Below are 25321 nucleotides of genomic sequence, written 5' to 3' on the forward strand. Positions count from 1 at the left end.
GCCGCCCTCAGTTGTAGATGATGTGGAAGTAGAAGAAGCGACCGTAGTCATCGATCTCGGTGCGGAAGCGTCCGTTCGGACCGGTGCTGTAGGTTGGCTGGGTATTGAACAGGTTCTTCGCCTCGTACTTCAGCGTCACGTGCTTGCTGACCTTGTGGCTGAAGGCCAGGTTGAAGGTCATGTACGGGTCGTAGTACGAGTCCAGCCACTGGGTATCGCCGAAGTCGACCAGCATGCGGCTGCGGTAGGTACCGGACACGCGCAGCTGCGAGCTCTTCCACGGCATGCGCCAGATCACCGAGCCGTTCACCGACCAGTCCGGCTGGTACAGCAGGCGGTCCAGCCGGCGCTCGCTGCCATCACTGATGCGGTAGTTGGTCTGCCCGTCCAGTCGGGTGGCATTGAGGTACATGTCGAAGCGCTGGCGGCCCCACTGCAGATTGCGGTTTGCCACCGCGAACTCGACACCGCGCAGCGTGGACTCATCGGTGTTCATCGGCTGGGTGACGCGATAGCGGACGTCGCCGATGTTCTCGAACGTGGTCAGGGTATAGATGTCGTCCTTGATCACCTTGTCGAACAACGCGACCGACACCAGGCCATTGTTGCCGTTGAAGTACAGGTCCCACGCCAGGTCGAGATTGGTCGAGCGGCGCGGCTGCAGCGAGGCATTGCCCTGCTTGATGGTGCAGAAGCCTCCACCCAACTCGTCATCGCCACAGCTGGTGCTGGTGGCCTGGGCGATGTTGCTGGGTGTCGGCCGGCCCAGCGTGCGGCTGGCGGAAAAACGCAGACGCTGGTTCTCGCTCAGCTTGAAGGTCGCATTCAATGACGGCAGCAGGTTGTTGTAGCCGCCGCTGCTCTTGCGGAATGCCGAGGTGTAGGTGGTACCGCCATCATCACTGAACGGGCTGAAGGCATCGAAGGAGGTGTGGTCATAGCGCAGGCCGCCGATCAGCAGCAGCCGGTCCCAGGCGTAATGCGCCGAAACGTAGGCGTTGGCGATGTCTTCCACGTACTTGTAGTCGCTGGTGAAATCGGCATTCGGGTAGGCCGCATCGTTGTTGCCCAGCTTCGGGTACAGCTCGTCATGCCACTTGCGGTTGTCGATCAGCGGGAAGCCGGGGACGCTGCCAAGCAGCGTCGAACCCGGATACAGATAGTCGTTCAGGGTCGCGCTGGTCTTGTAGTAATCGAAATCGATGTCCTGCCAGATCTTCAGGTGGCGATACTCGGCACCGGCGGCGAGACCGAAGCCGCGCGCATCGGCATCGATGTTGTAGCTGAAGTCGGCACGCACGTTGTCGATGCTCTCCTTGGCGTCGCGCGGCGAGATGTAGGCCTGCGCGGGATTGAGCTTGAACGCCGAGCTGGTCAGCAGGCTGGAGTCCGAGACGCCCACCGCGTTCGGAAAGCCATGGCTGTCGTTGGCATAGTCGACGAACAGGTTGCTTGGGTACGCGCGTACGCCCCAGTAGACCTGGGTGTTGTGGAAGGTCTCTTCGGTGTGGCCGGCGCGCAGGGTCAGCCGCGAAAGGTCGCCGATATCCCAGTTGAAGCTGGCGATCGCACCGCGATTGCTGCGGTCCCAGCGGTCATGGCGGTTCTTGATGTAGATGCTGTTGATCTGGGTGGTGCCGCCGTCCTCGCTCTGGTTGCGTATCGGGAACTTGGCGTTGCCATACAGATCGGTCTTGTTCATCGTCGAGTTCTCGTAGAACCGGTACGAGTACAGCAGCAGCGAGGCGTAGAACGGATCGTCCGACGGTTTCCATTCCAGCTTGGCCGAACCACCGAAGTTGGTGATGTAGTTGGTGTAGGTGCCGGTGCTGAAGTTGCCCGGCGCGCGCAGGCCGTTCCAGCCTTTCGCCTCGTCCGGGCCGGTGGTGCCATCGATGAGGTACTTGCCGGCATCGTTGTAGTAATAGTTCGATTCGACCCAGCGCTTGACGCTGTTGCGCGAACGCTGTTCATAGCGCGCGACAGCGACGATGCCGAACTGATCATCGGCACCGAACTGGTTGGAGAACACCGCTTTGGCGCTCTTGCCGAAGTGGCCCAGGGTCTTGTGGTCGCCACCCGCGCTGCGCCCCACATTGGTCTCGGCCGTGGAATAGATGCCGGCCACGTCGGCGAACACATACTTGCCGGAGCGGTCAAAGGCACTGCGGCTGATGATGTCGATCACACCACCAATGGCATCCGGCGCCTGCTCGGCGCTGAAACTCTTGTAGATGTCGGTGCGGGTGCCGATGTCGCTGGGAATCAGCTGCAGGTTGTTCATGCGCTCGCCGGATCCACTGCCGCCCACGCTTGCGATCGCGATGCCGTCGATGGTCGTGTAGTTGAGATTGGCCTGCACACCGCGCACGGTCACATAGCGCGGTTCGCCCGCATCTTCCACCGCACTCAGGCCCGGCGCGGCCATCAGGCTCTCGGCCAGCGTCTCATCACCGTAGCTGTCCATCTCATCGTAGATCACCGAATCCTTGATCACCGGCGAGGTCTTCTTCTGATCGATCACCTCATGGGCGGCGATCACCTTGATCGTTCCCAGGGTCGGAGCGACCACGGCGTCCGGCTGCTGCGGTGCCGGTGCGGCCGGCCTGGTTTCGCGCTGGGCCGGTGCCGCATCAATGGCGATCACGTTGCCATCCACCACCGTGTAGCGCAGGCCGGTGCCGGCCAGCAGCGTGTCCAGCGCCTGCTTGACGCTGGCTCCCCGCGGTACCGCGCCCGCCATGGGTGCATTGCCCGCGCCGGCATACAGGAACTGCACGCCGGAGCTGCGTGACAGCTGCTCCAGTGCCTGGCTCAATGGCTGCGCGGCGATCGCTGCAGTGACCCTGGTCTCAAGCCCGTTGGACGACACCGCCTGCGCATGTGCGCCCAGACAGGGAGACAAGGCCAGTACCACCGACAGATAGAGCTTCTTGCGCATCACGGTTCCTTGCAGGAGAGAGGATTGCTGCTACCGCGTCGGCATTCGACAGCGGCTTCTCCCAAGTAAGAGCCGGCATCGGCGGAAGTGGAGAACGCCGATTCGATGAATTTTTTCTGACAGCCCATCACCAGATCAGGATCAGCGGCTGGAGACCCATACCGTGTCCTGTTCGCGGCGGATGACGAAGCGCGCGTCCCGCTGCAGGAATGCCTGCAGCGCAGCGACCCGGTGCGCCTCCAGGCTGCCCGACAGGCGCGCCGCCCGCGCCACGTCATCGGTCACTCGTACCTGCACCTGGTTGTGCCGGTTGAACGCAGCCGCCACCTCGTCCAGCCGCTCATCACGGAACGACACCCGGCGCTGCTGCCAGTCCAGCAGCATCGACATCGGTATTTCCAGCGGCTGCACCGCATGGCTGAGATGATCGACCTGCACCACCCGCCCGGCGGGCAGCTGCGCCAGCCGGCGTTGCCCATCACCGGCGGTCCAGACCTCCACCTCGCCGGATACCACGCCGATACGCGTGCTCTGCAACCGGCGCGACACATCGAACACGGTGCCGATGTCACGGATCTGCAGATCACCGACCCGTACCTGGAAGGGCCGGCGATCCGCTGCGATATCAAACGTGGCCTCGCCCTGCAGCAGTTCGACGCGGCGGCTGAACCAGCCGATGGTCACCCGCAGACGGCTGTCTGCATTCAGCCGCACCTGGGTCTGGTCAGCCAGCACCACCTCACGCAGTTGCCCGTGCCCGGCGACCAGCATCTGTTCGCGCGGCATCAGCCACGGCAGCAGACCGGCCACCAGCAACAGTCCGCACGCCACCGCAGCCACCCGCCTCCAGAGCGGCCGGCGCGTTCGTGTTGCAACCACGGCGCGCGGCGCGGGCACGGGCGCGGCGAACAACGGCACCACTTTCGCCGTTGCCGGCAGCATCGGCAGCACTGCCCTGCTTCCCTGTTCCTGCGGGTGCACCGACATCGCCGCGCCCACCTGCCGGTGCAGATGCAGGGCATGCAGGTACGCGCGCACGTGCTCGGGCGAGCCCTTCATCCACGCCATGAACTCGGCGCGCTGCGCAGCGCTCAGGTCACCCTCGCGGTTGCACAGGAACCAGTGCGCAGCCTGTTCGGCCACCTCGTCATCCATCGCTGCAGGCTCCTGCCGGTTCATCCGTCCTTCCCAGCGCCCAGCGCCTTCCTGCAGGCATCCAGGCCCTTGCCGATGTGCTTGCGCACCATGTGCACCGACACATCCAGCTGTGCCCCCACCTGTTGGCAATCCAGCCCTTCGCGGTAGTGCAGTTCCATCACCCGCCGCGTCGTGGGTGGCAGTTGCGCGATGGCGCCACGGATCCCGCTCCAGCGCTGCGCCCGCTCGAAATCACCCTCGATGTCCTCCTCGCTGCTGAGCACCTCGGCCAGCAGATCAACATCCTCGATCTGCGGCAGGCCGGAGCGCGAGCGTGCCTGCTCACGGGCCAGGTTGGCTGCCACGGCGAACAGATAGGCTTCAGGGTTCTCGATCGCCGCGGCGTCTTCGCCCGTGCTGCGCAGCAGGCGCAGATAGACCTCCTGGGCCAGATCCTCGGCATCGGCAGCTTGTGAACCACGCCGAAGGAAGAAGCCACGCAGCAGGCGGCGCCGCAAGGCGTAGCTCTTCTCCCAGATCCTGACGCTGTTCACAACCGACCAACCACCCCGAGGCTGGAAAACCCAGCAGGGTGCACACCGACGATGACAGCCGCATTGCAGCGCCGCCGGGCAAAGCGCAGGTTCGCGCAGATCCAACCCTCACCTGTCTACCGGCCAACCCATGCGCCGCCTACGCTTGTCTCCCCGGCAGCCACCAAGGCCGCCCCCGCGCCATGGCCCTGCCGGCGCGACTCCGCTCCAGAGCTGTCGCCCTGCCGGCGGTGTCGCGCAGATGCCGACCGGCGCTCTCTGGAGACGCAACTTGAACCAGGCACACTTCCCTCTCGACACCGATCCGCAGGAAACCCGCGAATGGCGCGAGTCCCTGCACGCGGTGATCCAGGCTGGCGGCCGCCCCCGCGCGCACTACCTGCTGGACCAGCTCGATGAACTCGACGTGCAGCAGCATGGCGACCTGCACACCCGCGCGTGGACCGCCTACACCAACACGATTCCGCCCGAACGCCAGCCCGCCTACCCGGGCGACCTGGCCATCGAGCGACGGTTGAACGCGATGATCCGCTGGAACGCCATGGTTATGGTGCTGCGCGCCGGCAAGCATTCCAATGTCGGCGGCCACATCGCCACCTACCAGTCCGCCGCGGTCATGTATGACGTGGGCTTCGATCACTTCTTCCGTGGCCGTACCGACACCTTCGACGGCGACATGATCTACATCCAGGGCCATTCCGCACCCGGCATCTATGGCCGTGCCTTCGTGGAAGGCCGCATCAGCGCCGAGCGCATGGACAACTTCCGCCGCGAGGCTGGGCGTGAGGGGCTGTCCTCGTACCCGCACCCGCGGTTGATGCCCGGGTTCTGGCAGTTCCCCACCGTATCGATGGGCCTGGGCCCGCTGACCGCGGCCTATCAGGCACGTTACATGCGCTACCTGGAATACCGTGGTCTGAAGCAGCACCAGGGTCGCAAGGTCTGGGCCTTCCTCGGTGATGGCGAAATGGATCAGCCCGAATCGCTGGCGGCCATTTCGCTGGCCGGGCGCGAGCGCCTGGACAACCTGGTGTTCGTGGTCAACTGCAACCTGCAGCGCCTGGACGGACCAGTGCGCGGCAACGCCAAAGTGATACAGGAACTGGAAGGCACCTTCCGTGCCGCCGGCTGGAACGTGATCAAGGTGATCTGGGGCGGTGGCTGGGACGACCTGCTGGCACGCGATCACAGCGGCTTGCTGCGCCAGCGCATGATGGAATGCGTCGATGGTGACTACCAGACCTTCAAGTCACAGAGCGGTGCCTATGTACGCGAGCATTTCTTCGGGCGCTACCCGGAACTGCTGGCGCTGGTCGCGCACATGAGCGACGACGAGATCTGGGCGCTGGCGCGAGGTGGCCACGATCCGCAGAAGGTTTACGCCGCCTACCAGCAGGCAGTGAACACCTCGGGTCGGCCGACCGTGGTATTGGCCAAGACGGTGAAGGGCTTCGGCATGGGTGAGGCCGGCGAAGGCCAGAACATCAATCATCAGTTGAAGAAGATGAGCACCGATGCGGTGCGCGCTTTCCGCGACCGTTTCGATCTGCCGGTCAGTGATGAACAGCTGGAGGAAATGCCGTACCTGCGCCCGGCGCCGGGCAGCCCGGAGGCGCTCTACTTCACGCAGCGTCGCCAGGCGCAGGGTGGTCAGCTGCCGGCGCGTTTGGCGCAGGTCGATCCGCTGCCACTGCCGCCGCTGTCCACGTTCAACGTCCAACTGCAGGGCAGTGGTGATCGCAGCCAGTCCACCACCATGGGCTTCGTGCGCATCCTCACCACCCTGCTCAAGGACCCCGAGCTGGGCAGGCTGGTGATCCCGATCGTGCCCGATGAATCGCGCACCTTCGGCATGGAAGGCCTGTTCCGCCAGATCGGCATCCACTCTTACCTCGGCCAGCTGTACACGCCGCAGGATGCAGGCCAGCTGAGCTATTACAAGGAGGCCAAGGATGGCCAGATCCTGCAGGAAGGCATCAACGAATCCGGCGCGATCTGTTCGTGGATCGCCGCCGGTACCGCGTACGCCAACCACGGTCTGGCCACGATTCCGTTCTACATCTTCTATTCGATGTTCGGCCTGCAGCGCGTCGGCGACCTGGCCTGGGCAGCGGCCGACGCGCGCACCCGTGGCTTCCTGCTTGGCGCCACCTCGGGCCGCACCACGCTGATGGGCGAAGGCCTGCAGCACGACGATGGCCACAGCCACGTGCTGTCCTCGGTGATTCCCAGCTGCGTGTCCTATGACCCGACCTACAATTTCGAGCTGGCGGTGATCATCCACGACGGCCTGCGCCGCATGTACGTGGACCAGGAAGACATCTACTACTACATCACCCTGCTCAACGAGAACTACCCGCACCCGGCCCTGCCCGACGGCGCCGAAGCCGGCATCCTGAAGGGGCTCTATCTGCTGCGCCCCGCCACTGCCGACACCATTGCACAGCCGCGCGTGCAGTTGATGGGCAGTGGCTCGATCCTGCGCGAGGTGCTGGCCGCCGCCGATCTTCTGCAGCAGGATTTCGGTATCAGCAGCGACGTCTGGAGTGCCACCAGCCTGACCGAACTGCGCCGCGACGGCCTGGCCGTCGAGCGCTGGAATCTGCTGCACCCGGCTGAAGAGCCGCGCATTTCCTACGTGCAGCAGTGCCTGCAGGACCACGCCGGTCCGGTGGTGGTGGCAACCGACTACATGAAGATCGTCGGCGACCAGATCCGTCCCTTCATCAACGATCGTCGCTTCATCGCACTCGGCACTGATGGTTTCGGCCGCTCGGATACACGCGAATCGCTGCGGATGTTCTTCGAGGTCGATCGCCACTTCATCGTGCTGGCGGCACTGAAGGCTCTGGCCGACGACGGGCATGTCGAACGAAGCCTGCTGCAGCAGGCGATAGACCGGTACGGGATCGATACCGGCAAGCGCGACCCTGCCGCCGCATGACAGCGCAGCAGCGGCATCCGCGGAGCGCGCCTCTGCGGGTGTCGCTGCATCACACGCTACGGCAGTCGCTTGAACAGGTTGGTCTGCAGGATCGGCGTGCCGTCATGAGCGAAGAACGCCTTGGTTTCGGTCATCGTTGAACGGTCAGCGGCCACCGTATACACGCGAGTGGATGCCGGCGCGCCGTGATCGACCAGCTGCATCACCAGCGTGTTCGGCGCCGGAAGTTTCAGCGTCGCTTGATTGGCACCGTAGCTGCCGGTCAGCGCCGCGGGCGTGCCGTCCAGCGCAAGCGTACCGTCGGATTTCATCGTCTTGCCATCCTGCAGGACGATATCCACGTGCGAGCTCCACCTGCCCGCGCCGGCATCCTTGAATTCCAGCACGACCTGTTGCGGACGCTGTGCTTCAGGCAGCGCGGACGTGGCGATATCCAGCGACCAGCGGCCGAGCAGCGGCGAGGACTTCGAGCTCTCAGCAAGGGCAGGCATCGCCTGCAGCAGGACCACGGACAGCAACGCGGCGGACAACAGCTTCATGCGAGGCTCCTTTCGAGTGGAGAAAGTGCTGCAGGGTGCGTTCTGGGGTACCAGCAATGGCCGATGCTGCGCGCCAAAGTCCGGTCGTGCAAGCGACCAAGCTGCCGGCGATGGCCAGGCCCAATCTCCCCATCCCCTGCGCCGTCTCCCTCCGACTTGTGAAGCCAAATAGTTACGTTATAACATTTCACATTCTTTTCACGGAGTGTGTCATGCGTCGTCACCTGCTTGCTGCAGCCATCCTGTTCGTCGTCCACAACGCCCATGCCAGCGACGACCCCACCCTGCCCGCCGTCCAGGTCGAGGCAAGCAAGCCCTCCCGGATCGACAGCATCGTCACTGTCGAGGCCTCGCAGGCCCAGAACCGCACCCTCGGCGGCATGCTTGAACATGTCTCCGGCGTGCAGAACAGCGCCTTCGGGCCCAATGCCGGTGCACCGGTCATCCGCAGCCTCAGCGGCAACCGCGTGCAGATCCTGGAAGATGGCCAGTCCATCCTTGGCATGAACGCCTTCAGCGGCGACATCAACATTCCGTTCGATCCGCTGTTCGTGCGCAGCGTCACCGTCAACAAATCCTCCGATACCGTCCGCTACGGCGGCAACGCCATCGGCGGAAGCGTCGACATCGACTCCGGCCTGATCTCGCGCACGATGGAGGACAAGGACCAGTCGATGGAACTGGTCCTGCGCAAAGGTTTCAACGCGGCCGATGCGCAGGGTTTCCGCATGAACTTCAACAACCAGCGGAATATCTCAACGAACCTGCAGGTCTCGCGGCAACGCATCTCGTACTACGACATTCCCGGCAACAGCAAGGCCAACGTCTGCAACACCCGGCTGTTCCCGGCCACCGGCGGTGTCAATTCGGCGCTGGCCGACAGCTGCCAGAAGGAAGCGCGCGTCCAGCAGCTCTACAACAAGGCCTCGCAACCCTACATCGACCAGTTCATGACCGAGAACCCCGATTGGGCCGATGGTGATTTTTCCTTCTACACCAACAGTCCAACCTCGGTCTGGCAGCGCCGCATCTACATCAATCCGGTCAATCCTGCCTATGTCGCCGGCACGCCGTCGTACGTGCAGAAGCAGATCAACAACGATGTGACCCCCGATTACCACCATCGGTTGGGCAACAGCTACTCCCGCAGTTCGCAGGTGGCACTCGGCTCGACCTGGTTCTTCGATCGCGGTTACGTCGGCGTCAGCATCGATGCCAAGGACAGCGAATACGGTGTGCCGGGCTTCTCGATGCAGAACCTGTCCTTCGGCGCGAACCCTGCCGACGGCCTGCCGGTGGGCGTGGTGATCAAGCAGCAGCGCTACGCTCTGGAAGCGTTGCTGCGGGACCCACTGCCGTACGTCGAACGCGCCGAACTGCGGGTTTCAAAACTGGACAACACCTCGGGCGAGCGCCTGGGCTCGACCAGGGCCAACGACTACGACTTCCAGAGCACCCAGGCCGAACTGTTGCTGGTACATCAACCCGTCGGGCCGCTCAGCGGCGTGCTGGGCCTGAGCCATCAGGCGCGCGACGTCACCGGCCGCGGCACGCTGCGCTACCTGCCTGATGTGGAAACGCGCAGCAACGCCGTGTTCCTGAAGGAAACCCTCGACTTCGGCTGGGCATCCTTCGATGCCGGCGTCCGCCATGAACGCGTGGACCATGACCTGCAGCCCAGCCGCTTCAAGACCTCGCGCAATGCTGCCAACACCACGCTGCAGGACCGCTCCTATCGCCTCAACAGTTACAGCCTGGGTTCGTATGTCGAGCTCGGCCCGCTGTTCGCCGCCAAGGTGCGCTATTCGTCTTCGCAGCGCGCACCGGAGATCAACGAGTTGTATGCCAGCAACGCGCACTATTCGGTGATGACCCAGGAAGAAGGCAACCAGAACCTGGAGCCGGAACGCGCGAAGAACCTGGAGCTGACCGGACTGTTCCACCTCGGTGGCTTCGCGCTGTCGGCCACCGCCTACCGGATGAAGTACGAAAACTACCTCTACCAGGGCCACTCCGGCATGCAGATGGCCAACCGCCTGCCGCTGAAGTACTGGAAGCAGACCGACACCACGGTGAAGGGGTTCGAGATCGATGCCTCGCAGGTGCTCGACCTTGGCGGCTACGGAAAATTGAATCTGTCCGCCTTCGCCGATCTGGTCAGGAACCACGCCGATCGCCCGGACACGCTGCGCGCGCACAACGACGGCGAGTACCTGCCGAACATGCCGACCAACCGCTATGGCGCCAACCTGCAATGGCAGCGCGACAGCTGGAAGGTACAACTCTCCAGCACCTACTACGACAAGCAGAAGTACCTGGGTCGCAACGTCAGCGAAGAGATTCCGCTGGATGCATTCAACCTGGTCGACCTGCAGGTCAGCCGCGAGCTACCGGTACGCAATGCCTACATCGCTGGGATGGAAGTGTTCGTCAACGGCAGCAACCTTCTGGATGACGACGCCCGCCCACACAACTCGCCGTTGAAGTACATCGCACCGCTGCCCGGTCGCGGGTTCCAGGTCGGCGTGACCGTGAAGCTTTGAGGGAGCTGAAAAGAAAAACGCCTGCAGATCGAGGATCTGCAGGCGCTTCTTTGTATCTGGCGGAGCGAGAGGGATTCGAACCCTCGATAGAGCTTTTGACCCTATACTCCCTTAGCAGGGGAGCCCCTTCAGCCGCTCGGGCATCGCTCCGGGGTTTTCTCCGCGTCTGGTGCGTTGCACCTCAGCGGGGCGTGAATCATAACGTTAATCACGCGCGAAGGTAAAGCCTTATTCCGCAGAATTTTCACCACCGGTGCTGCCGGCTTCATCACCACGCTGGATGCGCTGGTAGATCTCTTCGCGATGCACAGCGACGTCCTTCGGCGCAGTGATGCCGATACGCACCTGGTTACCCTTGACGCCAAGCACGGTGACGCTCACCGAGTCACCGATCATCAGGGTTTCGCCGACGCGGCGAGTCAGGATCAACATTTTTTTAAGTCTCCATGGAACCGTGTGGAAGGGTATCCCCCACCGGCTTGACGCTCCGTCAAGAAGCGCGCCCACGACAAAGGGAAAAGATTCGCAATGGTACCGTCAGCCGTCCCGCTCCTACAAGGAGGGGGACGGCAGGGGTTCATCACAGGCGGGGGCTGACCCATTCGACGACCGCAGCCAGCGCGGTGGCAAGGGCGGGCCCGTCCTCGCCACCACCCTGGGCGAGGTCCGGGCGTCCGCCGCCCTTGCCCCCGATCTGACCGGCAATATGGGACAACAGTTCCCCGGCCTTGACCTTGCCCATTGCACTGCCGTTCACGCCCGCGACCAGGGCTGCCTTGCCGTCCTGGGCACCGGCCAGCACGATCACCGCATCGCCCAGCTGCTGCTTCAGGCGGTCCATGGCATCGCGCAGGGCCTTGGCATCGAAGCCTTCCAGACGGACGGCCAGGACCTTCACGCCGGCGACCTCGACGGCCTGGCCGGACAGATCCGCCGTGGCGCCGGCGGCGGCCTTGGCTTTCACGGCCTCCAGCTCGCGCTCCAGCTGCTTCTGACGCAGGCCCAGCGCGCGGATCTTTTCGACCACGTCGGCAGCGCTGCCACCCAGCAGTTCAGCGGCCTCGGCCAGGCGCGCCTCCTCGGCGTCCACGTAGTCCAGCGCGCCCTGGCCGGTGACGGCCTCGATACGACGCACACCGGCCGATACGCCGCCCTCGGAGGTGATCTTGAACAGACCGATATCACCGGTCCGGTTGACGTGGGTACCACCACACAGCTCGGTGGAGTAGTCACCCATCTTCAGCACGCGCACGTTCTCGCCGTACTTCTCGCCGAACAGGGCCATCGCGCCGAAGTCCAGCGCCTCCTGCATGCCCATGTTGTGCACTTCCACAGCGTTGTTGACGCGCACCTGCTGGTTGACCTTGCGCTCGATGATCGCCAGTTCCTCGGCGCTGATCGGCTGGAAATGCGAGAAGTCGAAGCGCAGGCGGTCCGGCGCCACCAGCGAGCCCTTCTGCTGCACGTGGGTGCCCAGCACTTCGCGCAGGGCAGCATGCAGCAGGTGGGTGGCCGAGTGGTTGAGGATGGTGGCGCCACGGCGCTCGCCATCGACCTGGCCGGACAGCACATCACCGATCTTCAGGCTGCCCTGGGTGAGCTTGCCGACGTGGCCATGGAACTGGCCCGCGAACTTCTGGGTGTCGCTCACCTGCATCTGCACGCCAGCAGCGGACAAGATGCCGGTGTCGCCGACCTGGCCGCCGGACTCGGCGTAGAACGGGGTCTGGCTGGTCAGCACGATGACCTCGTCACCGGCCTGGGCAGCGTCCACCGGGCGGCCATCCTTGAGGATCGCGACCACGCGGAGATCGTCGGCCTGCAGGCGGTCATAGCCGAGGAAGACGGTCGGCTTGAGCGTGGCGACCAGATCGGCCGACAGAGTCACGCCGCCGCCGAACTTGCCGGCCGCACGCGCGGTCTCGCGCTGCGTCTCCATCGCGGCATTGAAGCCGTCGATGTCCACGGTCAGGTCACGCTCGCGGGCGATGTCCTGGGTGAGGTCGAGCGGGAAGCCGTAGGTATCGTACAGGCGGAAGGCGTCCACGCCCGGAATCACGCCATTGCTGACCTTGGCGGCGACGTCGTCGAAGATCTTCATGCCCGAGTCGAGGGTTTCAGCGAAACGCTCTTCTTCTGCCTGCAGTGCACGCACGACGGTATCGGCCTGCGCCGGCAGTTCCGGGTAGGCCTCGCCCATCTGCTCGACCAGGGTCGGCACCAGCTTGCTGAAGAACGGCTGGCGCACGCCCAGCATCCAGCCATGTCGCAGCGCGCGGCGGATGATCCGGCGCAGCACGTAGCCGCGACCTTCGTTGGACGGCAGCACGCCATCGACGATCAGGAACGAACAGGCGCGGATATGGTCGGCGATCACCCGCAGCGACTTGTTTTCCAGATCGGCGGTGCCGGTCAGCTCCGATGCCTTGCGGATCAGCGCCTGGAACAGGTCGATCTCGTAGTTGGTATGCACGTGCTGCAGGATCGCGGCCAGGCGTTCAAGGCCCATGCCGGTATCAACGCACGGCGCCGGCAGCGGCATCAGCGTGCCGTCCTGCTGGCGATCGAACTGCATGAACACCAGGTTCCAGATTTCGATGAAGCGGTCACCGTCCTCATCCGGCGAGCCCGGGGGGCCACCGGCGATATGGTCACCGTGGTCGTAGAAGATCTCGGTGCACGGACCGCACGGACCGGTATCGGCCATCTGCCAGAAGTTGTCCGAGGCGAAGGGCGCACCCTTGTTGTCGCCGATGCGAACGATGCGTTCTTCCGGAATGCCGATCATGTCGCGCCACAGCGCGTAGGCCTCGTCGTCGGTCTGGTAGACCGTGACCAGCAGGCGCTCGGCGGGCAGCTTCCAGACCTGGGTCAGCAGCTCCCAGGCCCAGGCGATCGCATCCTTCTTGAAGTAATCGCCGAAGGACCAGTTGCCCAGCATTTCGAAGAAGGTGTGATGGCGGGCGGTGTAGCCCACCTGGTCGAGATCGTTGTGCTTGCCACCGGCACGCAGGCAGCGCTGGACGTCGGCCGCACGCACGTAGCTGCGCTTTTCCGCGCCCAGGAACACGTCCTTGAACTGCACCATGCCGGAGTTGGTGAACAGCAGGGTCGGATCGTTGCCCGGCACCAGCGGCGCCGACGGCACGATGGTGTGGCCTTTGCCCTTGAAGAACTCAAGGAAGTCGCTGCGGATCTGGGATGTCGTGAATTTGGCGGATGCGTTCATGGGGGCTGGCAGTCTGCGGGCCGGGGCCCGTGCCGCCGGCCGCAGTGGCCAGGGTCGAACGGACCGCCGAAACCCCAAAGGGTATCAGGCCCGGCGCCATCAGTCTCAGTCGTCCGGATCGTAACGGGTCGCACGGCGGATGCTGTCGCCATCAAAGCCCCGGCGGGCCAGCAGATCGGCGGCCTTGCGACGCTGTGCGAGGTCCTGCGGGCCGGCCTCACCGAAGCGGCGACGGACCAGATCCCGGGCGTTCTCCGTCCAGTCGCCTTCAAAGGTCTCCATGGCGGCAGCGATCTGCTCGCTGTCCAGTCCATGGGTACCCAGTTCGGCCCGCACATGGATGGGGCCGTAGCCGGTATTGGCGCGCATACGCACCAGATTCTCGGCAAACCGGGTGTCGTCCTGCCAGCCAGCCTCGGTCAGCTTGTCGACCGCGGCCTGCGCCGCCTCGCCCTCGATACCCCGGGAGGTCAGCTTGCGGGTCAACTCCTTGCGCGAATGCTCACGCCGCACCAGCAACCCCAGGGCGCGCTGGACAGGCGTCTGTTCGCGTACGCGGCGCTTGCGGCCGGGTGCCGGGGCGTCGGAATCGTTCATGCTCGCCTTCAATCAAATGCGCCGTCCCTGGCGCGTCCCCCGTCGGGGAAACCGAATCTGCAGGACAGGGCGACGTCACTGACGGCGCCGCCCTGCCCCACAGCAAGCCTTACTCGTCGTCGCCGTCTTCGTCGTCGCCTTGCTCGCGGGCGGCTTCGCTCGGCTGGAACTTCTCGCGCAGCTCGGCCTCGAGCTTGGCCGCAACCTGCGGGTTGTCGCGCAGATAGCCGCGGGCGTTGTCCTTGCCCTGGCCGATGCGCTCTTCACCGTAGCTGTACCAGGCACCGGCCTTCTCGACCAGCTTGGCCTCCACACCCATGTCGATCAGTTCGCCTTCGCGGCTGATGCCCTCGCCGTACAGGATCTCGGTGATGACCTGCTTGAACGGGGGTGCCAGTTTGTTCTTGACGACCTTGATCTTGGTCTGGTTGCCGATGATCTCGTCACCCTTCTTGATCGCACCGATACGACGAATGTCCAGGCGCACCGAGGCATAGAACTTCAGCGCGTTGCCGCCGGTGGTCACTTCCGGGCTCTGGCCCGGCATCATCACGCCGATCTTGTGACGCAGCTGGTTAATGAATACCACCAGCGTATTGGAACGCTTGATGTTGCCGGTCAGCTTGCGCAGCGCCTGGCTCATCAGACGGGCCTGCAGACCTGGCAGCTGGTCGCCCATCTCGCCTTCGATTTCAGCCTTCGGGGTCAATGCGGCCACCGAGTCGACAACCAGGATGTCCACCGAACCGGAACGGACCAGCATGTCGGCGATTTCCAGCGCCTGCTCACCGGTATCGGGCTGCGACAGCAGCAGATCGTCAACATTGACGCCCAGCTTGCCTGCGTAGATCGGGTCCAGCGCATGCTCGGCATCGATGAAAGCAGCCGTACCGCCCAGCTTCTGGCACTCGGCGATGGCCTGCAGGGTCAACGTGGTCTTGCCGGAGGATTCCGGGCCGTAGATTTCCACAACGCGGCCCTTGGGCAGGCCACCAATGCCCAATGCGATATCCAGCATCAGAGAACCGGTCGGAATCGCCTCGACGGGCTCGACCACACGGTCGCCCATGCGCATCACCGAGCCCTTGCCGAACTGCTTTTCGATCTGGCCCAGAGCTGCAGCGAGGGCGCGCTTCTTGTTCTCGTCCATCGGATTGGTCCTTGCAGAGGTCACGTCGTTGGAGGTGCTGTCTTTGGAAGTCTTCTTGGCCATGGGTTCACTTTAAGGCTGGCGTATCGCACAGGCTGAGATTCTGCCCGGCGTTCGGAAAAAAATTATCGGACATCCGTACCAACCTCAGCAGAACCAGAGAATCGCCACAAAAGACCGCGGGAAATGCAGGGTGAATCGTCAACGGTTCGGTCGCAGCAGCCCGCAGTACAGGCCCTCGATCGAGAAATCCTGGTCCGGAAGCACATCGATCGGTTTGTAATCGGGATTGCGCGGCAGCAACCGGATCCGGTCCTTGGCGATCTTCAACAGCTTGACGGTGATCTCGTCATCGATGCGGGCCACCACGATCTGCCCGGAATGGGCGTCACGGGTGCGGTGCACACCGATCAGGTCGCCATCGAAGATGCCTTCGTCGATCATCGAGTCGCCCTGCACCTTCAGCAGGTAGTCCGGCGCCGGCGAGAAGAACACCCGGTCCAGCACCACGAAATCATCCGAGCCGATGTCGGCGCCGATCGGCAGACCCGCCGCGACCCGTCCCAGGATCGGCAGGCGCAGGACGCTGTCGGGCAGGCCCGGCTCGGCAACCTTCTCCACCGGTGGTGCCTGCACCAAGCGGATGCCGCGTGCCTGGCCCGGTACGCGGCGGATCGCCCCGGCCTGCTCCAGCGCCTCCAGGTGGTACTGCGCTGCTCGCACCCCCTTGAAGCCGAAGGCACGTGCGATTTCAGTCTGCGAAGGGGGCGCCCCTTCGCTCTCGATACGCTCGGCGATCAACTGCAGAATCGCCTGCTGGGTGTCGGTCAGGTCCATGATTAGTAGTATTACTACTAACGCCTGGGACTGCAAGTGCCGGGAGCGACAAGGCGAAAGCAGCCGACCAGCGGTCGGCTCTACAGGAATCGCTGCGCGATTCCGCGGTTCCCGGTGGGAACCGCCGCGGTGAGCACACTACGTGTGCTTACCGCTTCTCCAGATCGAGAACAGGATCCACACCCCGCAGAACCCTGCGCCGATGAAACCGCACACGCCCAGCGCCAGCAGCCAACGGCTGGAGACGCCGCCTACGCTGTGCATGACGATGGAGGAGCCGATGATCAGGGCCGCGGTGACGATGCCCATCACCAGCCGGTTCGCGGCGCGATTGACCTGATCACCGAAGCCCTGCAGCGCGCTGGTCTCGACCTTCAGCTGCAGGCGGCCACGACGTGCAGCCTGCACCAGCTTGCGCAGATCCCGCGGCAGTTCACCGGCAAAGTCGATCATGCCCAGCAGACTGCGGCGGCCACGCTTGAACAGTGCCCGCGGCGCATAGCGCTGCAGTACCACCCGCTCCAGGAACGGGCGCGCGGCGCTGGCCATGTCGAAATCGGGGTCGAGCTGGCGGCCCATGCCCTCCAGGGTCAGGAAGGCCTTGATCATCAATGCCAGATCCGCCGGCAGGGTCAGGTTGTAGCTGCGCAGCAGCTGGGTGATATCGCCCAGCATCAGGCCAATGCGCAGGTCCTTCAGCGGCACGCCACGGTACTGGTCGACGAACAGGCTGATGTCGTGCTGCAACCGGTTCTCGTCCACCTCCACGCCGCCCGCCCAGTCCAGCAGCACGTCGGCCACGCCCTGCGGGTCCTGTTCCACCAGACCATGCAGCAGCTGCGCGACCTGGAATCGGCGTACCTCCGACAAGGCGCCGACCATGCCGAAATCGATCACGCCGATGCGGCCGTCGCGCAGGTAGATGATGTTGCCCGGGTGCGGATCGGCGTGGAAGCTGCCGTCCTCCAGCACCATCTTCAATACGATGTCGGCACCACGCCGGGCCAGTTCACGGCGGTCGAGGCCGGCCGCATCGACACCGGCCAGATCACGCCCCGCGATGCCGTCGACGAAGTCCTGCACATTCAGGCTTTCGCAGGTCCATTGCCAGTGCACGGCCGGAATCAGAATGTCGTCACGCCCCTCGAAGTTGCGCGCGATGCGCTCGGCATTGCGGCACTCCGCGGCGAAATCCAGCTCGCGCCGCAGCGACACGGTGAACTGCTGCACCACCTCGGCGGGCCGGTAGCGGCGCAGATCCGGCAGGCGGGCTTCGACGATCTCGGCCAGCCGTGCCAGCAATCGCAGATCGGCTTCAACCACGTCACGGATTCCGGGGCGACGCACCTTCAGCACCACTTCACGGCCATCGCGCAGCCGCGCACGGTGGGCCTGGGCCAACGAAGCAGCGGCCATCGGGGTTTCATCAAGGAAGGCGAACACCTGCGACGGAGACGCACCGAGATCGGCCTCCAGTTGTTCGCGGATCTTCTCGTAGGGCAATGCAGGGACTGCGTTCTGCAACTCGGAGAGTTCGGCGATCCAGTCCGGCGGCAGCAGGTCCACACGGGTGGCGAGCACCTGGCCCAGCTTCACGAAGGTCGGCCCAAGATCCTGCAGGGCGCTGCGCACGCGCACCGGCGCGGTCATCCGCAGCATTTCCTGCCGCTCCTCGTTCCAGTGCAGCAGGCGGCCGGTACGTTCCAGTACCGTGGCCAGGCCGATGCGCCGCACGACGTCGCCGAAGCCGTAGCGGATCAGGACAGCGGCGATTTCCTGCAGCCGGCCAAGGTCACGGACGGTGCCCAGCGTCTCCCACATCGTTACCTACTCCGGTTGATTGCCGGAGCAGCATGTCACAGCTGGGCGTCGATACCGTGCAATGCCGCCGCTACGGTTTGCCGGCGGATGGCTTCGCGGTCACCGTCGAACTGGAACAATTCGGCACGGGCATAGCCGCCGCGGCGCTTCCAGCCGATCCAGACACTGCCGACCGGCTTGTCCGGGCTGCCACCGCCCGGCCCTGCGATACCGGTCACGGCCACCGCGATGCCGGCACCGGAATTGACCAGTGCCCCGGACACCATCTCCAGCACGGCCTCGCGGCTGACCGCACCGAACTGCTCCAGCGTCTGCGCGCGCACGCCGAGCAGGCGCTGCTTGGCTTCGTAGCTGTAAACCACCATGCCGCAATCGAAGAACGCCGAGGAACCGGCGATGTCGGTCATGCACTTGGCGATCCAGCCACCGCTGCAGCTTTCAGCAGTCACCAGTTGCAGCGAAGCCTGCTGCAGGCGCTGGCCCAGCGCAGCGGCCTGGGCGTTGAGTTCGGCGTCGGTCGGGAAGGACATCGGGGTAGCTGAAAGGTGAAGAACCTGCACGTTGTACCGCAGATCGCAAGGTGGTGTCGCGGCACGGGGCCGCAGGAACTGCCGGCCAGCGGCCGGCACTACCTCACCATTCGGGCAGCTTTTCCGGCAGCAGGGCCCGGATCGGCTCGCCATCGGCGCTGGCCGCCAGCTTCTCGGCCTCGGCGATGGGAAGATCGACCTGCAACAGCCAGCCTTCTTCATCGGCCTGTTCACTGCGGACCACTTCCAGCTGGTGCAGGCGCGCGCGCAGGCGGCCGGCACTGGGCGGCAGGCGCAGCTCGCCGGTGACGTGCTGCAGACCCAAGCGCTTGCCGAGCACGGCCTGCAACAGCTCGATGCCCTGCCCGTCGCGTGCGGAAATCCACACCCGCTCGCGCCGCGATTCATCCGGCACGCCGTCCTGGCCATCGTGGCGCACGTCGGCACCCTCGATGCGGTCGATCTTGTTGAACACCAGCAACTGCGGCAGGTCGCCGGCACCGACCGCGGTCAGCACTTCGTCGACCTGGGCGATGCGCTCCTCGCGGTGCGGATCGGCGGCATCGACAAGGTGCAGCAGAAAATCTGCTTCCCGCGCTTCAGACAGGGTCGAGCGGAAGGCCGCCACCAGGTCATGCGGCAGGTCGCGCACGAAACCAACCGTATCGGCCAGGACGACGTTGCCACCGGGCACGGCGATCCGGCGCACGGTCGGATCCAGGGTCGCGAACAACTGGTCAGCCGCATAGGCCTCGGCGCCGGTCATCGCATTGAACAAGGTCGATTTGCCGGCATTGGTGTAGCCCACCAGGGCCACGCGCGGCAATTCGCTGCGCACACGCGCACGGCGCATCTGGGTGCGCTGTACTTCGACTTTTTCCAGCCGCTTCTGCAGCTGTTCAACCCGCTTCTGCAGCAGACGACGATCGGTTTCCAGCTGGGTTTCACCCGGGCCGCGCAGACCGATCGAACCACCACGCTGGCGCTCCAGATGGGTCCAGCCACGCACCAGGCGGGTCGCCATATGGCGCAGCTGGGCCAGCTCGACCTGCAGCTTGCCTTCATGGCTGCGCGCACGCTGGGCGAAGATATCCAGGATCAGACCGGTACGGTCGATCACCCGGCGCTCCAGGAAACGTTCCAGATTGCGTTCCTGACCCGGGCTTAACGCGTGGTTGACCAGGATAAGATCTGCGCCGGTTGCTTCGGCGGCAGCCTTGATCTCATCCAGCTTGCCGCTGCCGAGCAGGGTCGATGGATTGGGCCGATCCAGGCGCGCGGTGATGGTCACCGCGATGCTGGCCCCAGCCGAGCGGGCCAGATCACCGAATTCTTCCAGCACATCGTCTTCCAGCTTGCCGAAATGCGGCTGGATCAACAGGGCGTGTTCGCCCTTTTTCGAGCGGTCAAACATTCACCGCTCCAACATCATTCGTCTGCTTCATCACCCGCCTGACCATCCTCACCTGATTGCACGTACCCACCACCCGGGCCGACCTTGACGTTGCGCGCCGGCACCACGGTGGAAATGGCGTGCTTGTAGACCATCTGGCTGACGGTGTTGCGCAGCAGGACCACGAACTGATCGAACGATTCGATCGTGCCCTGCAGCTTGATGCCGTTGACCAGGTACACCGAAACCGGCACGCGTTCGCGCCGCAGTGCATTCAAGAAAGGATCCTGCAGCGATTGCCCCTTGGACATTGCACACTCCTGATTATTGTTCTTATTGGTAGCCGGCGGTTGCCGCGGCCCCCGAGCCGCTTGCCGGCCCATGATGGTACACGGCCAGCGTCGGTTCAGCGTGCAACGAAGGTCGACACCGCGCCTGCCAGGCGCTCCCCATCCATATGGGGGTCGAACCAGCGCGCATCAAGCTCGCCGCGCAGCCAGGTCAGCTGGCGCTTGGCCAGTTGCCGGGTGGCGAAAATGGACTTGTCACGGAAGCGGGCCTCGTCCCCCTCGCCGTCCAGGTACTCCCAGGCCTGGCGATACCCGACCGCGCGGACGGCTGGCAGGTCCAGCGGCGTGGCGACCGCCTGCATGTCCGGCAACGCACGCAGCGCGCGCACTTCGTCGAGAAAGCCCTGGGCGAGCATGGCGTCGAAGCGCGCCTCGATGCGCTGATGCAGCACGGCGCGGTCGCGCGGCGCCAGAATCAGCTTCAACGTGCGCACCGGCAACGGGGCGACGCCGGGGCGGCGCTGCCATTCACTGATAGGCGTGCCGGTCAGGCGGTAGACCTCCAGCGCCCGCTGGATGCGTTGCGGATCGGTGGCATGGATGCGTGCGGCGGCGGCAGGATCGACGGTGGCAAGTTCGGCGTGCAGGGCCGCCCAGCCACGCTCGGCGGCCTCGGCGCTCAGCACATCGCGCATCGCCGGATCGGCCTCCGGCATCGGCGACAGCCCCTGCAGCAGCGCACGGAAGTACAAGCCCGTGCCGCCGGCCAGGATCGGCGTCTTGCCCCGGGCAACGATGTCGGCCACCACGCGGCCGGCGTCGGCGGCGAACTCGGCGGCCGAATAGGTCTGCCAGGGATCGCGCAGGTCCAACAGGTGGTGCGGTGCCTGCGCGCGTTCGCCGGCATCAGGCTTGGCCGAACCGATATCCAGCCCGCGATAGACCAGCGCCGAATCGACGCTGACGATTTCACCATCCAGCTGCTGCGCCAGCGCGATCGCAGTCGCGGTCTTGCCGCTGGCGGTCGGGCCCATCACGGCGATCGCCAGCGGCCGCTGATCCACTGCCATCAGTCTTCGTCCGGCCAGCGGAGGGTCGGTTTGGCGTCCACCCGGACAGCAGGCACCGCGTCGACCGCCTGCCAGACCTTCAAGGCATCGACCGTCGCCGCCACATCGTGCACGCGCACGATACGGGCACCGCGCTGCACGGCGATGAGGTGTGCGGCCACGGATGCAGCGACCCGCTCTGCCGGCGACTCGCGACCGGTCAGCTCGCCCAGGCTGCGTTTGCGCGACAGTCCGGCCAGCATCGGCACGCCCAGCTCGAGAAAGCGCTCGGAACGGGCCAGCAGAGTGATGTTGTGCGCGGTGCTCTTGCCGAAGCCGAAGCCAAGGTCGATCAGCAGATTCTTCCTGGCGATGCCGGCCATCTCGGCGGCGAACAAGCGCTGCACCAGAAAGCCATGCACCTCGGTGACGACATCGTCGTACTGCGGGTCGGCCTGCATGTGACCCGGCTCGCCCTGCATGTGCATCAGCACCACCGGCACGCCAGCGTCGGCCGCCGCCTCCAGCGCCCCCTCCTGGCGCAGGCCGAAGATGTCGTTGATCATCCCGGCCCCTGCAGCCACTGCGGCGCGCATCACCTCCGGCTTGAAAGTGTCGATGCTGATCGGCACCGATGTGCGTGCCGCCAGCTGCTCGATGACCGGGACGACACGACGCAGCTCCTCATCGATCGACACCGGCGCGGCACCCGGGCGGGTGGATTCGCCGCCGATATCGAGCAGGTCGGCGCCCTCCGCCACCAGTTTCAGGCCATGCGCGACCGCCGCTTCGGTGGTGTCATGGGCACCGCCGTCGGAGAACGAATCCGGGGTGACGTTGACGATCCCCATGACCCGGGCACGGTCCAGGCGCAGGATGCGGCCGGCGCAATCGAGCTGGGGAGAGATATCGAACATGGCAGATCCTGCGGGCAACGAAGTTTAGTTTACGGCGGCAGGGCTGCGCCCTGCACCCGCAGAGGCCAGGGCTGGAGCAACAGCAACAGCGGCATTCCGTGGGATGGCGGGGCACTGTGGGTTTGCGGGGACGCCGTGAATCCGTCCATGGAGGCTTGGTCGCCGCATCCATGCGGCTCACACCCCGCAAACCCACAGTACCCCGCCTTCGACAGTTTTCCGGTGGCCAGTAGATCCACGCCGTGCGTGGATGAATCTCCATCGGAATCGAATATCTCGACAATTGAACGAAGAGCATCCACGCATGGCGTGGATCTACGTGTCGACCAAGGTCGACACCTACCAACAGCAGCCCAACAGCATCGGGAAATTGTCGAAGGCGGGGCGGTGTCGGATTGCGGGGTGTCCGCGGCATGGATGCCGCGGCCAAGCCCCCATGGACGGGTTTACGGCGTCCCCGCAATCCGACACCGCCCCGCCATCCCACGGATAGCCCGCTGTTGCCGTTGTTGTTGAGGTTGCCGGCCAGCGGCCGGCACTACCGCTTCGGCGGGTGCAGGGCGCAGCCCTGCCGCAGAACCCTACTTGCGCCGATGCTTCCGGTCTACGTACAGCGTCTTGATGATGCTCAGCAGGATGCCCACTGCGATACCCACACCACAGCCCAGCAGCAGATTGTCCACGGTCAGGCCGACGGCAACGCCGACAACGGTGGCGATCACCATCTCGGCAGTGTGGGAAATCGGTTCAGGCTTGGGGGCGGACATGCGGACTCCAGCGGACGGTCGGGATCGGATGGGCCGGGGCCCGGAAACAACAAGGCCGGGTTGCCCCGGCCTCGTCTTGCATTGCGTACGGCAGGCCGTCAGATCGATTCGGCCGGACCGGCGATCGGCGGCAGCGGACGGGCGTCGCCACCCTTGTCATTGCCGCCATCGTCCTTGCTCGACTTGGTCCAACCCATCGGCGGCGGCGGATCGCGGCCTTCCATGATGGCGTCGATCTGCGGCGCGTCGATGGTTTCGTACTGCAGCAGCAGTTGGGTCATCGCATGCAGCTTGTCGACGTTGGCGGTCAGCAGTTCGGTGGTCCGGGCATAGGCCTTGTCCAGGATGCTGCGCACTTCCTCATCGATGCGGCGCGCCGTGTCGTTGGACACGCTCTTGTGCTGGGTGACCGAACGGCCGAGGAACACTTCATCGTCCTCTTCACCGTAGGCGATCGGGCCAAGGGTCTCCGACAGGCCCCACTTGGTGACCATGTTGCGGGCCATCTTGGTGGCGCGCTCAATGTCGTTGGACGCACCGGTGGTGACCTTGTCCGGCCCGAAGATCAGTTCTTCGGCGACACGACCACCATACAGCGAGCACAGCTGCGAGTTGATCGCCACGCGGTTGATCGAGTACTTGTCGCCTTCCGGCAGGTACATGGTCACACCCAGCGCACGGCCACGCGGAATGATCGTGACCTTGTAGACCGGATCGTGCTCGGGCACCAGACGACCGACGATGGCGTGACCGGCTTCGTGGTAAGCGGTGAGGGTCTTCTCCTCCTCGCTCATGGCCATCGAGCGGCGCTCGGCCCCCATCAGGATCTTGTCGCGGGCACGGTCGAAGTGATCCATGCGGACCTCCTTCTCGTTGCCACGGGCGGCGAACAGGGCGGCCTCGTTGCAGAGGTTGGCCAGGTCGGCACCGGAGAAGCCCGGGGTACCACGCGCGATCACCATCGGCACGACGTCGTCGGCCAGCGGCAGCTTGCGCATGTGCACCTTGAGAATGTGCTCGCGGCCCTTCACGTCCGGCAGACCGACCACCACCTGGCGGTCGAAACGGCCCGGACGCAGCAGCGCCGGGTCCAGCACGTCCGGACGGTTGGTCGCGGCGATCACGATCACGCCTTCGCCGCCTTCAAAACCGTCCATCTCGACCAGCAGCTGGTTCAGGGTCTGCTCGCGCTCGTCATGACCGCCGCCCAGGCCGGCACCACGGTGACGACCGACGGCATCGATTTCATCGATGAAGATGATGCACGGCGCGTGCTTCTTGGCCTGCTCGAACATGTCGCGCACACGGCTGGCGCCGACGCCGACGAACATTTCCACGAAATCCGAACCGGAGATCGAGAAGAACGGCACCTTGGCTTCGCCGGCAATGGCCTTGGCCAACAGCGTCTTGCCGGTACCCGGAGGGCCGACCATCAGCACGCCACGCGGAATCTTGCCACCAAGCTTGGTGAACTTGGACGGGTCACGCAGGAAGTCGACCAGTTCGCCGACTTCTTCCTTGGCCTCGTCGCAGCCGGCAACGTCGGCGAAGGTGACCTTGATCTGGTCTTCGCCCTGCAGCTTGGCGCGCGACTTGCCGAAGGACATCGCGCCCTTGGCACCGCCGCCACCGCCCTGCATCTGCCGCATGATGAACAGCCAGAAGCCGATGATCAGGATGACCGGCAGGAAATTCATCAGGATCGCGCCGAGGGAGATACCGCTGGACGGCTCCTCCTGCACGATCTCGACATTCTTGGTGCGCAGCACGTTGATCAGGTCGCGATCGAACGGCGCGGTGATGGTGGACGACTGTCCACCACGGGTGGTGTAGGTGATCTGGCTGGTACCGCCGCGCGTATCGCCGCCGAAGGCGACCTTCTGCACGTTGCCGGTGTCCACCTGGTCCAGGAACTGCGAGTACGAAGCGCCCTGCGCTCCGGCCCCCGAGGTCTTGGGCGAGAAGCTCTGGAAGACCACCATCAGCACGACGGCGACGACCACCCATAGCAGGAGGTTCTTGGTCAAGTCGTTCATCCTCATTGGCTCCGGTGTTCCTCTTAGTGCTGGCGTTGCGTTGGGGT

At 64.7% G+C, this 25321-nt stretch carries 19 protein-coding genes and 1 tRNA gene; 2 read left to right on the plus strand and 18 right to left on the minus strand.

Features of this window, described 5'->3' with window-relative positions; genetic code table 11:
- Positions 1–7: 7 nt before the first annotated feature.
- The 3 genes from QOL57_RS02705 to QOL57_RS02715 all read right to left on the minus strand — a co-directional run bounded on the left by QOL57_RS02705 (position 8) and on the right by QOL57_RS02715 (position 4632).
- Positions 8–2941 carry a TonB-dependent receptor gene (locus QOL57_RS02705; protein ID WP_089240289.1) on the minus strand — a complete coding sequence of 978 codons (2934 nt, stop codon included), beginning with the start codon at positions 2939–2941 and terminating at the stop codon, positions 8–10.
- A 141-nt stretch (positions 2942–3082) separates the two neighbouring features.
- Complete coding sequence (locus tag QOL57_RS02710) at positions 3083–4096, minus strand: FecR domain-containing protein (RefSeq protein ID WP_244900790.1); 1014 nt, start codon at positions 4094–4096, stop codon at positions 3083–3085.
- Between the two features lie 20 nt (positions 4097–4116).
- Positions 4117–4632, minus strand: coding sequence for a sigma-70 family RNA polymerase sigma factor (locus tag QOL57_RS02715; protein ID WP_089240285.1), 516 nt, complete (start codon positions 4630–4632; stop codon positions 4117–4119).
- Between the two features lie 271 nt (positions 4633–4903).
- Between QOL57_RS02715 and aceE the strand changes: the two genes are divergently transcribed.
- On the plus strand, positions 4904–7576 hold the full coding sequence (gene aceE / locus QOL57_RS02720; protein ID WP_089240283.1) for a pyruvate dehydrogenase (acetyl-transferring), homodimeric type: 2673 nt from the start codon (positions 4904–4906) through the stop codon (positions 7574–7576).
- A gap of 56 nt (positions 7577–7632) precedes the next feature.
- Here the strand turns inward: aceE and QOL57_RS02725 are convergent, their stop codons facing one another.
- Positions 7633–8115, minus strand: a complete 483-nt coding sequence (locus tag QOL57_RS02725) for a LuxR family transcriptional regulator (protein WP_089240281.1) — start codon at positions 8113–8115, stop codon at positions 7633–7635.
- 212 nt (positions 8116–8327) lie between these two features.
- Here QOL57_RS02725 and QOL57_RS02730 point away from each other — a divergent pair, with 212 nt between their 5' ends.
- Positions 8328–10658, plus strand: a complete 2331-nt coding sequence (locus QOL57_RS02730) for a TonB-dependent receptor (RefSeq protein ID WP_089240279.1) — start codon at positions 8328–8330, stop codon at positions 10656–10658.
- Between the two features lie 57 nt (positions 10659–10715).
- Here the strand turns inward: QOL57_RS02730 and QOL57_RS02735 are convergent.
- The 14 genes from QOL57_RS02735 to ftsH form a co-directional block, all read right to left on the minus strand.
- Positions 10716–10808: transfer RNA gene (locus tag QOL57_RS02735), tRNA-Ser, on the minus strand.
- A 78-nt stretch (positions 10809–10886) separates the two neighbouring features.
- Positions 10887–11090, minus strand: coding sequence for a carbon storage regulator CsrA (csrA, locus tag QOL57_RS02740; RefSeq protein ID WP_025878924.1), 204 nt, complete (start codon positions 11088–11090; stop codon positions 10887–10889).
- A 148-nt stretch (positions 11091–11238) separates the two neighbouring features.
- A complete protein-coding gene (gene alaS, locus QOL57_RS02745; RefSeq protein WP_089240277.1) occupies positions 11239–13887 on the minus strand; it encodes an alanine--tRNA ligase in 2649 nt (882 codons plus the stop codon).
- Positions 13888–13992: 105 nt separating this feature from the next.
- A complete protein-coding gene (gene recX / locus QOL57_RS02750) occupies positions 13993–14484 on the minus strand; it encodes a recombination regulator RecX (protein WP_089240275.1) in 492 nt (163 codons plus the stop codon).
- A gap of 109 nt (positions 14485–14593) precedes the next feature.
- Positions 14594–15634: a recombinase RecA gene (gene recA / locus QOL57_RS02755; protein WP_089240273.1), complete on the minus strand. Its 1041-nt coding sequence runs from the start codon at positions 15632–15634 to the stop codon at positions 14594–14596.
- Between the two features lie 201 nt (positions 15635–15835).
- Positions 15836–16471: a transcriptional repressor LexA gene (gene lexA, locus QOL57_RS02760; protein WP_089240271.1), complete on the minus strand. Its 636-nt coding sequence runs from the start codon at positions 16469–16471 to the stop codon at positions 15836–15838.
- A 138-nt stretch (positions 16472–16609) separates the two neighbouring features.
- Positions 16610–18292: a 2-polyprenylphenol 6-hydroxylase gene (gene ubiB / locus QOL57_RS02765; RefSeq protein ID WP_089240269.1), complete on the minus strand. Its 1683-nt coding sequence runs from the start codon at positions 18290–18292 to the stop codon at positions 16610–16612.
- Positions 18293–18327: 35 nt separating this feature from the next.
- On the minus strand, positions 18328–18822 hold the full coding sequence (locus tag QOL57_RS02770) for a nicotinamide-nucleotide amidohydrolase family protein (RefSeq protein ID WP_088101362.1): 495 nt from the start codon (positions 18820–18822) through the stop codon (positions 18328–18330).
- 103 nt (positions 18823–18925) lie between these two features.
- A complete protein-coding gene (gene hflX, locus QOL57_RS02775; RefSeq protein WP_089240267.1) occupies positions 18926–20236 on the minus strand; it encodes a ribosome rescue GTPase HflX in 1311 nt (436 codons plus the stop codon).
- 14 nt (positions 20237–20250) lie between these two features.
- Positions 20251–20526, minus strand: a complete 276-nt coding sequence (gene hfq / locus QOL57_RS02780; protein WP_025878916.1) for an RNA chaperone Hfq — start codon at positions 20524–20526, stop codon at positions 20251–20253.
- A 95-nt stretch (positions 20527–20621) separates the two neighbouring features.
- Positions 20622–21575, minus strand: coding sequence for a tRNA (adenosine(37)-N6)-dimethylallyltransferase MiaA (gene miaA / locus QOL57_RS02785; RefSeq protein ID WP_089240265.1), 954 nt, complete (start codon positions 21573–21575; stop codon positions 20622–20624).
- Positions 21575–22471: a dihydropteroate synthase gene (folP, locus tag QOL57_RS02790; RefSeq protein ID WP_089240263.1), complete on the minus strand. Its 897-nt coding sequence runs from the start codon at positions 22469–22471 to the stop codon at positions 21575–21577. The genes miaA and folP overlap by 1 nt, the downstream gene beginning before the upstream one ends.
- 581 nt (positions 22472–23052) lie before the next feature.
- Positions 23053–23238 (minus strand): hypothetical protein, encoded by a 186-nt coding sequence (locus QOL57_RS02795; RefSeq protein ID WP_089240261.1) that lies wholly within the window; start codon positions 23236–23238, stop codon positions 23053–23055.
- A gap of 98 nt (positions 23239–23336) precedes the next feature.
- Positions 23337–25274 (minus strand): ATP-dependent zinc metalloprotease FtsH, encoded by a 1938-nt coding sequence (ftsH, locus tag QOL57_RS02800; protein ID WP_162292006.1) that lies wholly within the window; start codon positions 25272–25274, stop codon positions 23337–23339.
- Positions 25275–25321 lie beyond the last annotated feature (47 nt).

It is taken from the genome of Stenotrophomonas sp. yr243 (assembly GCF_900184195.1).
Lineage (GTDB): Bacteria > Pseudomonadota > Gammaproteobacteria > Xanthomonadales > Xanthomonadaceae > Stenotrophomonas > Stenotrophomonas lactitubi.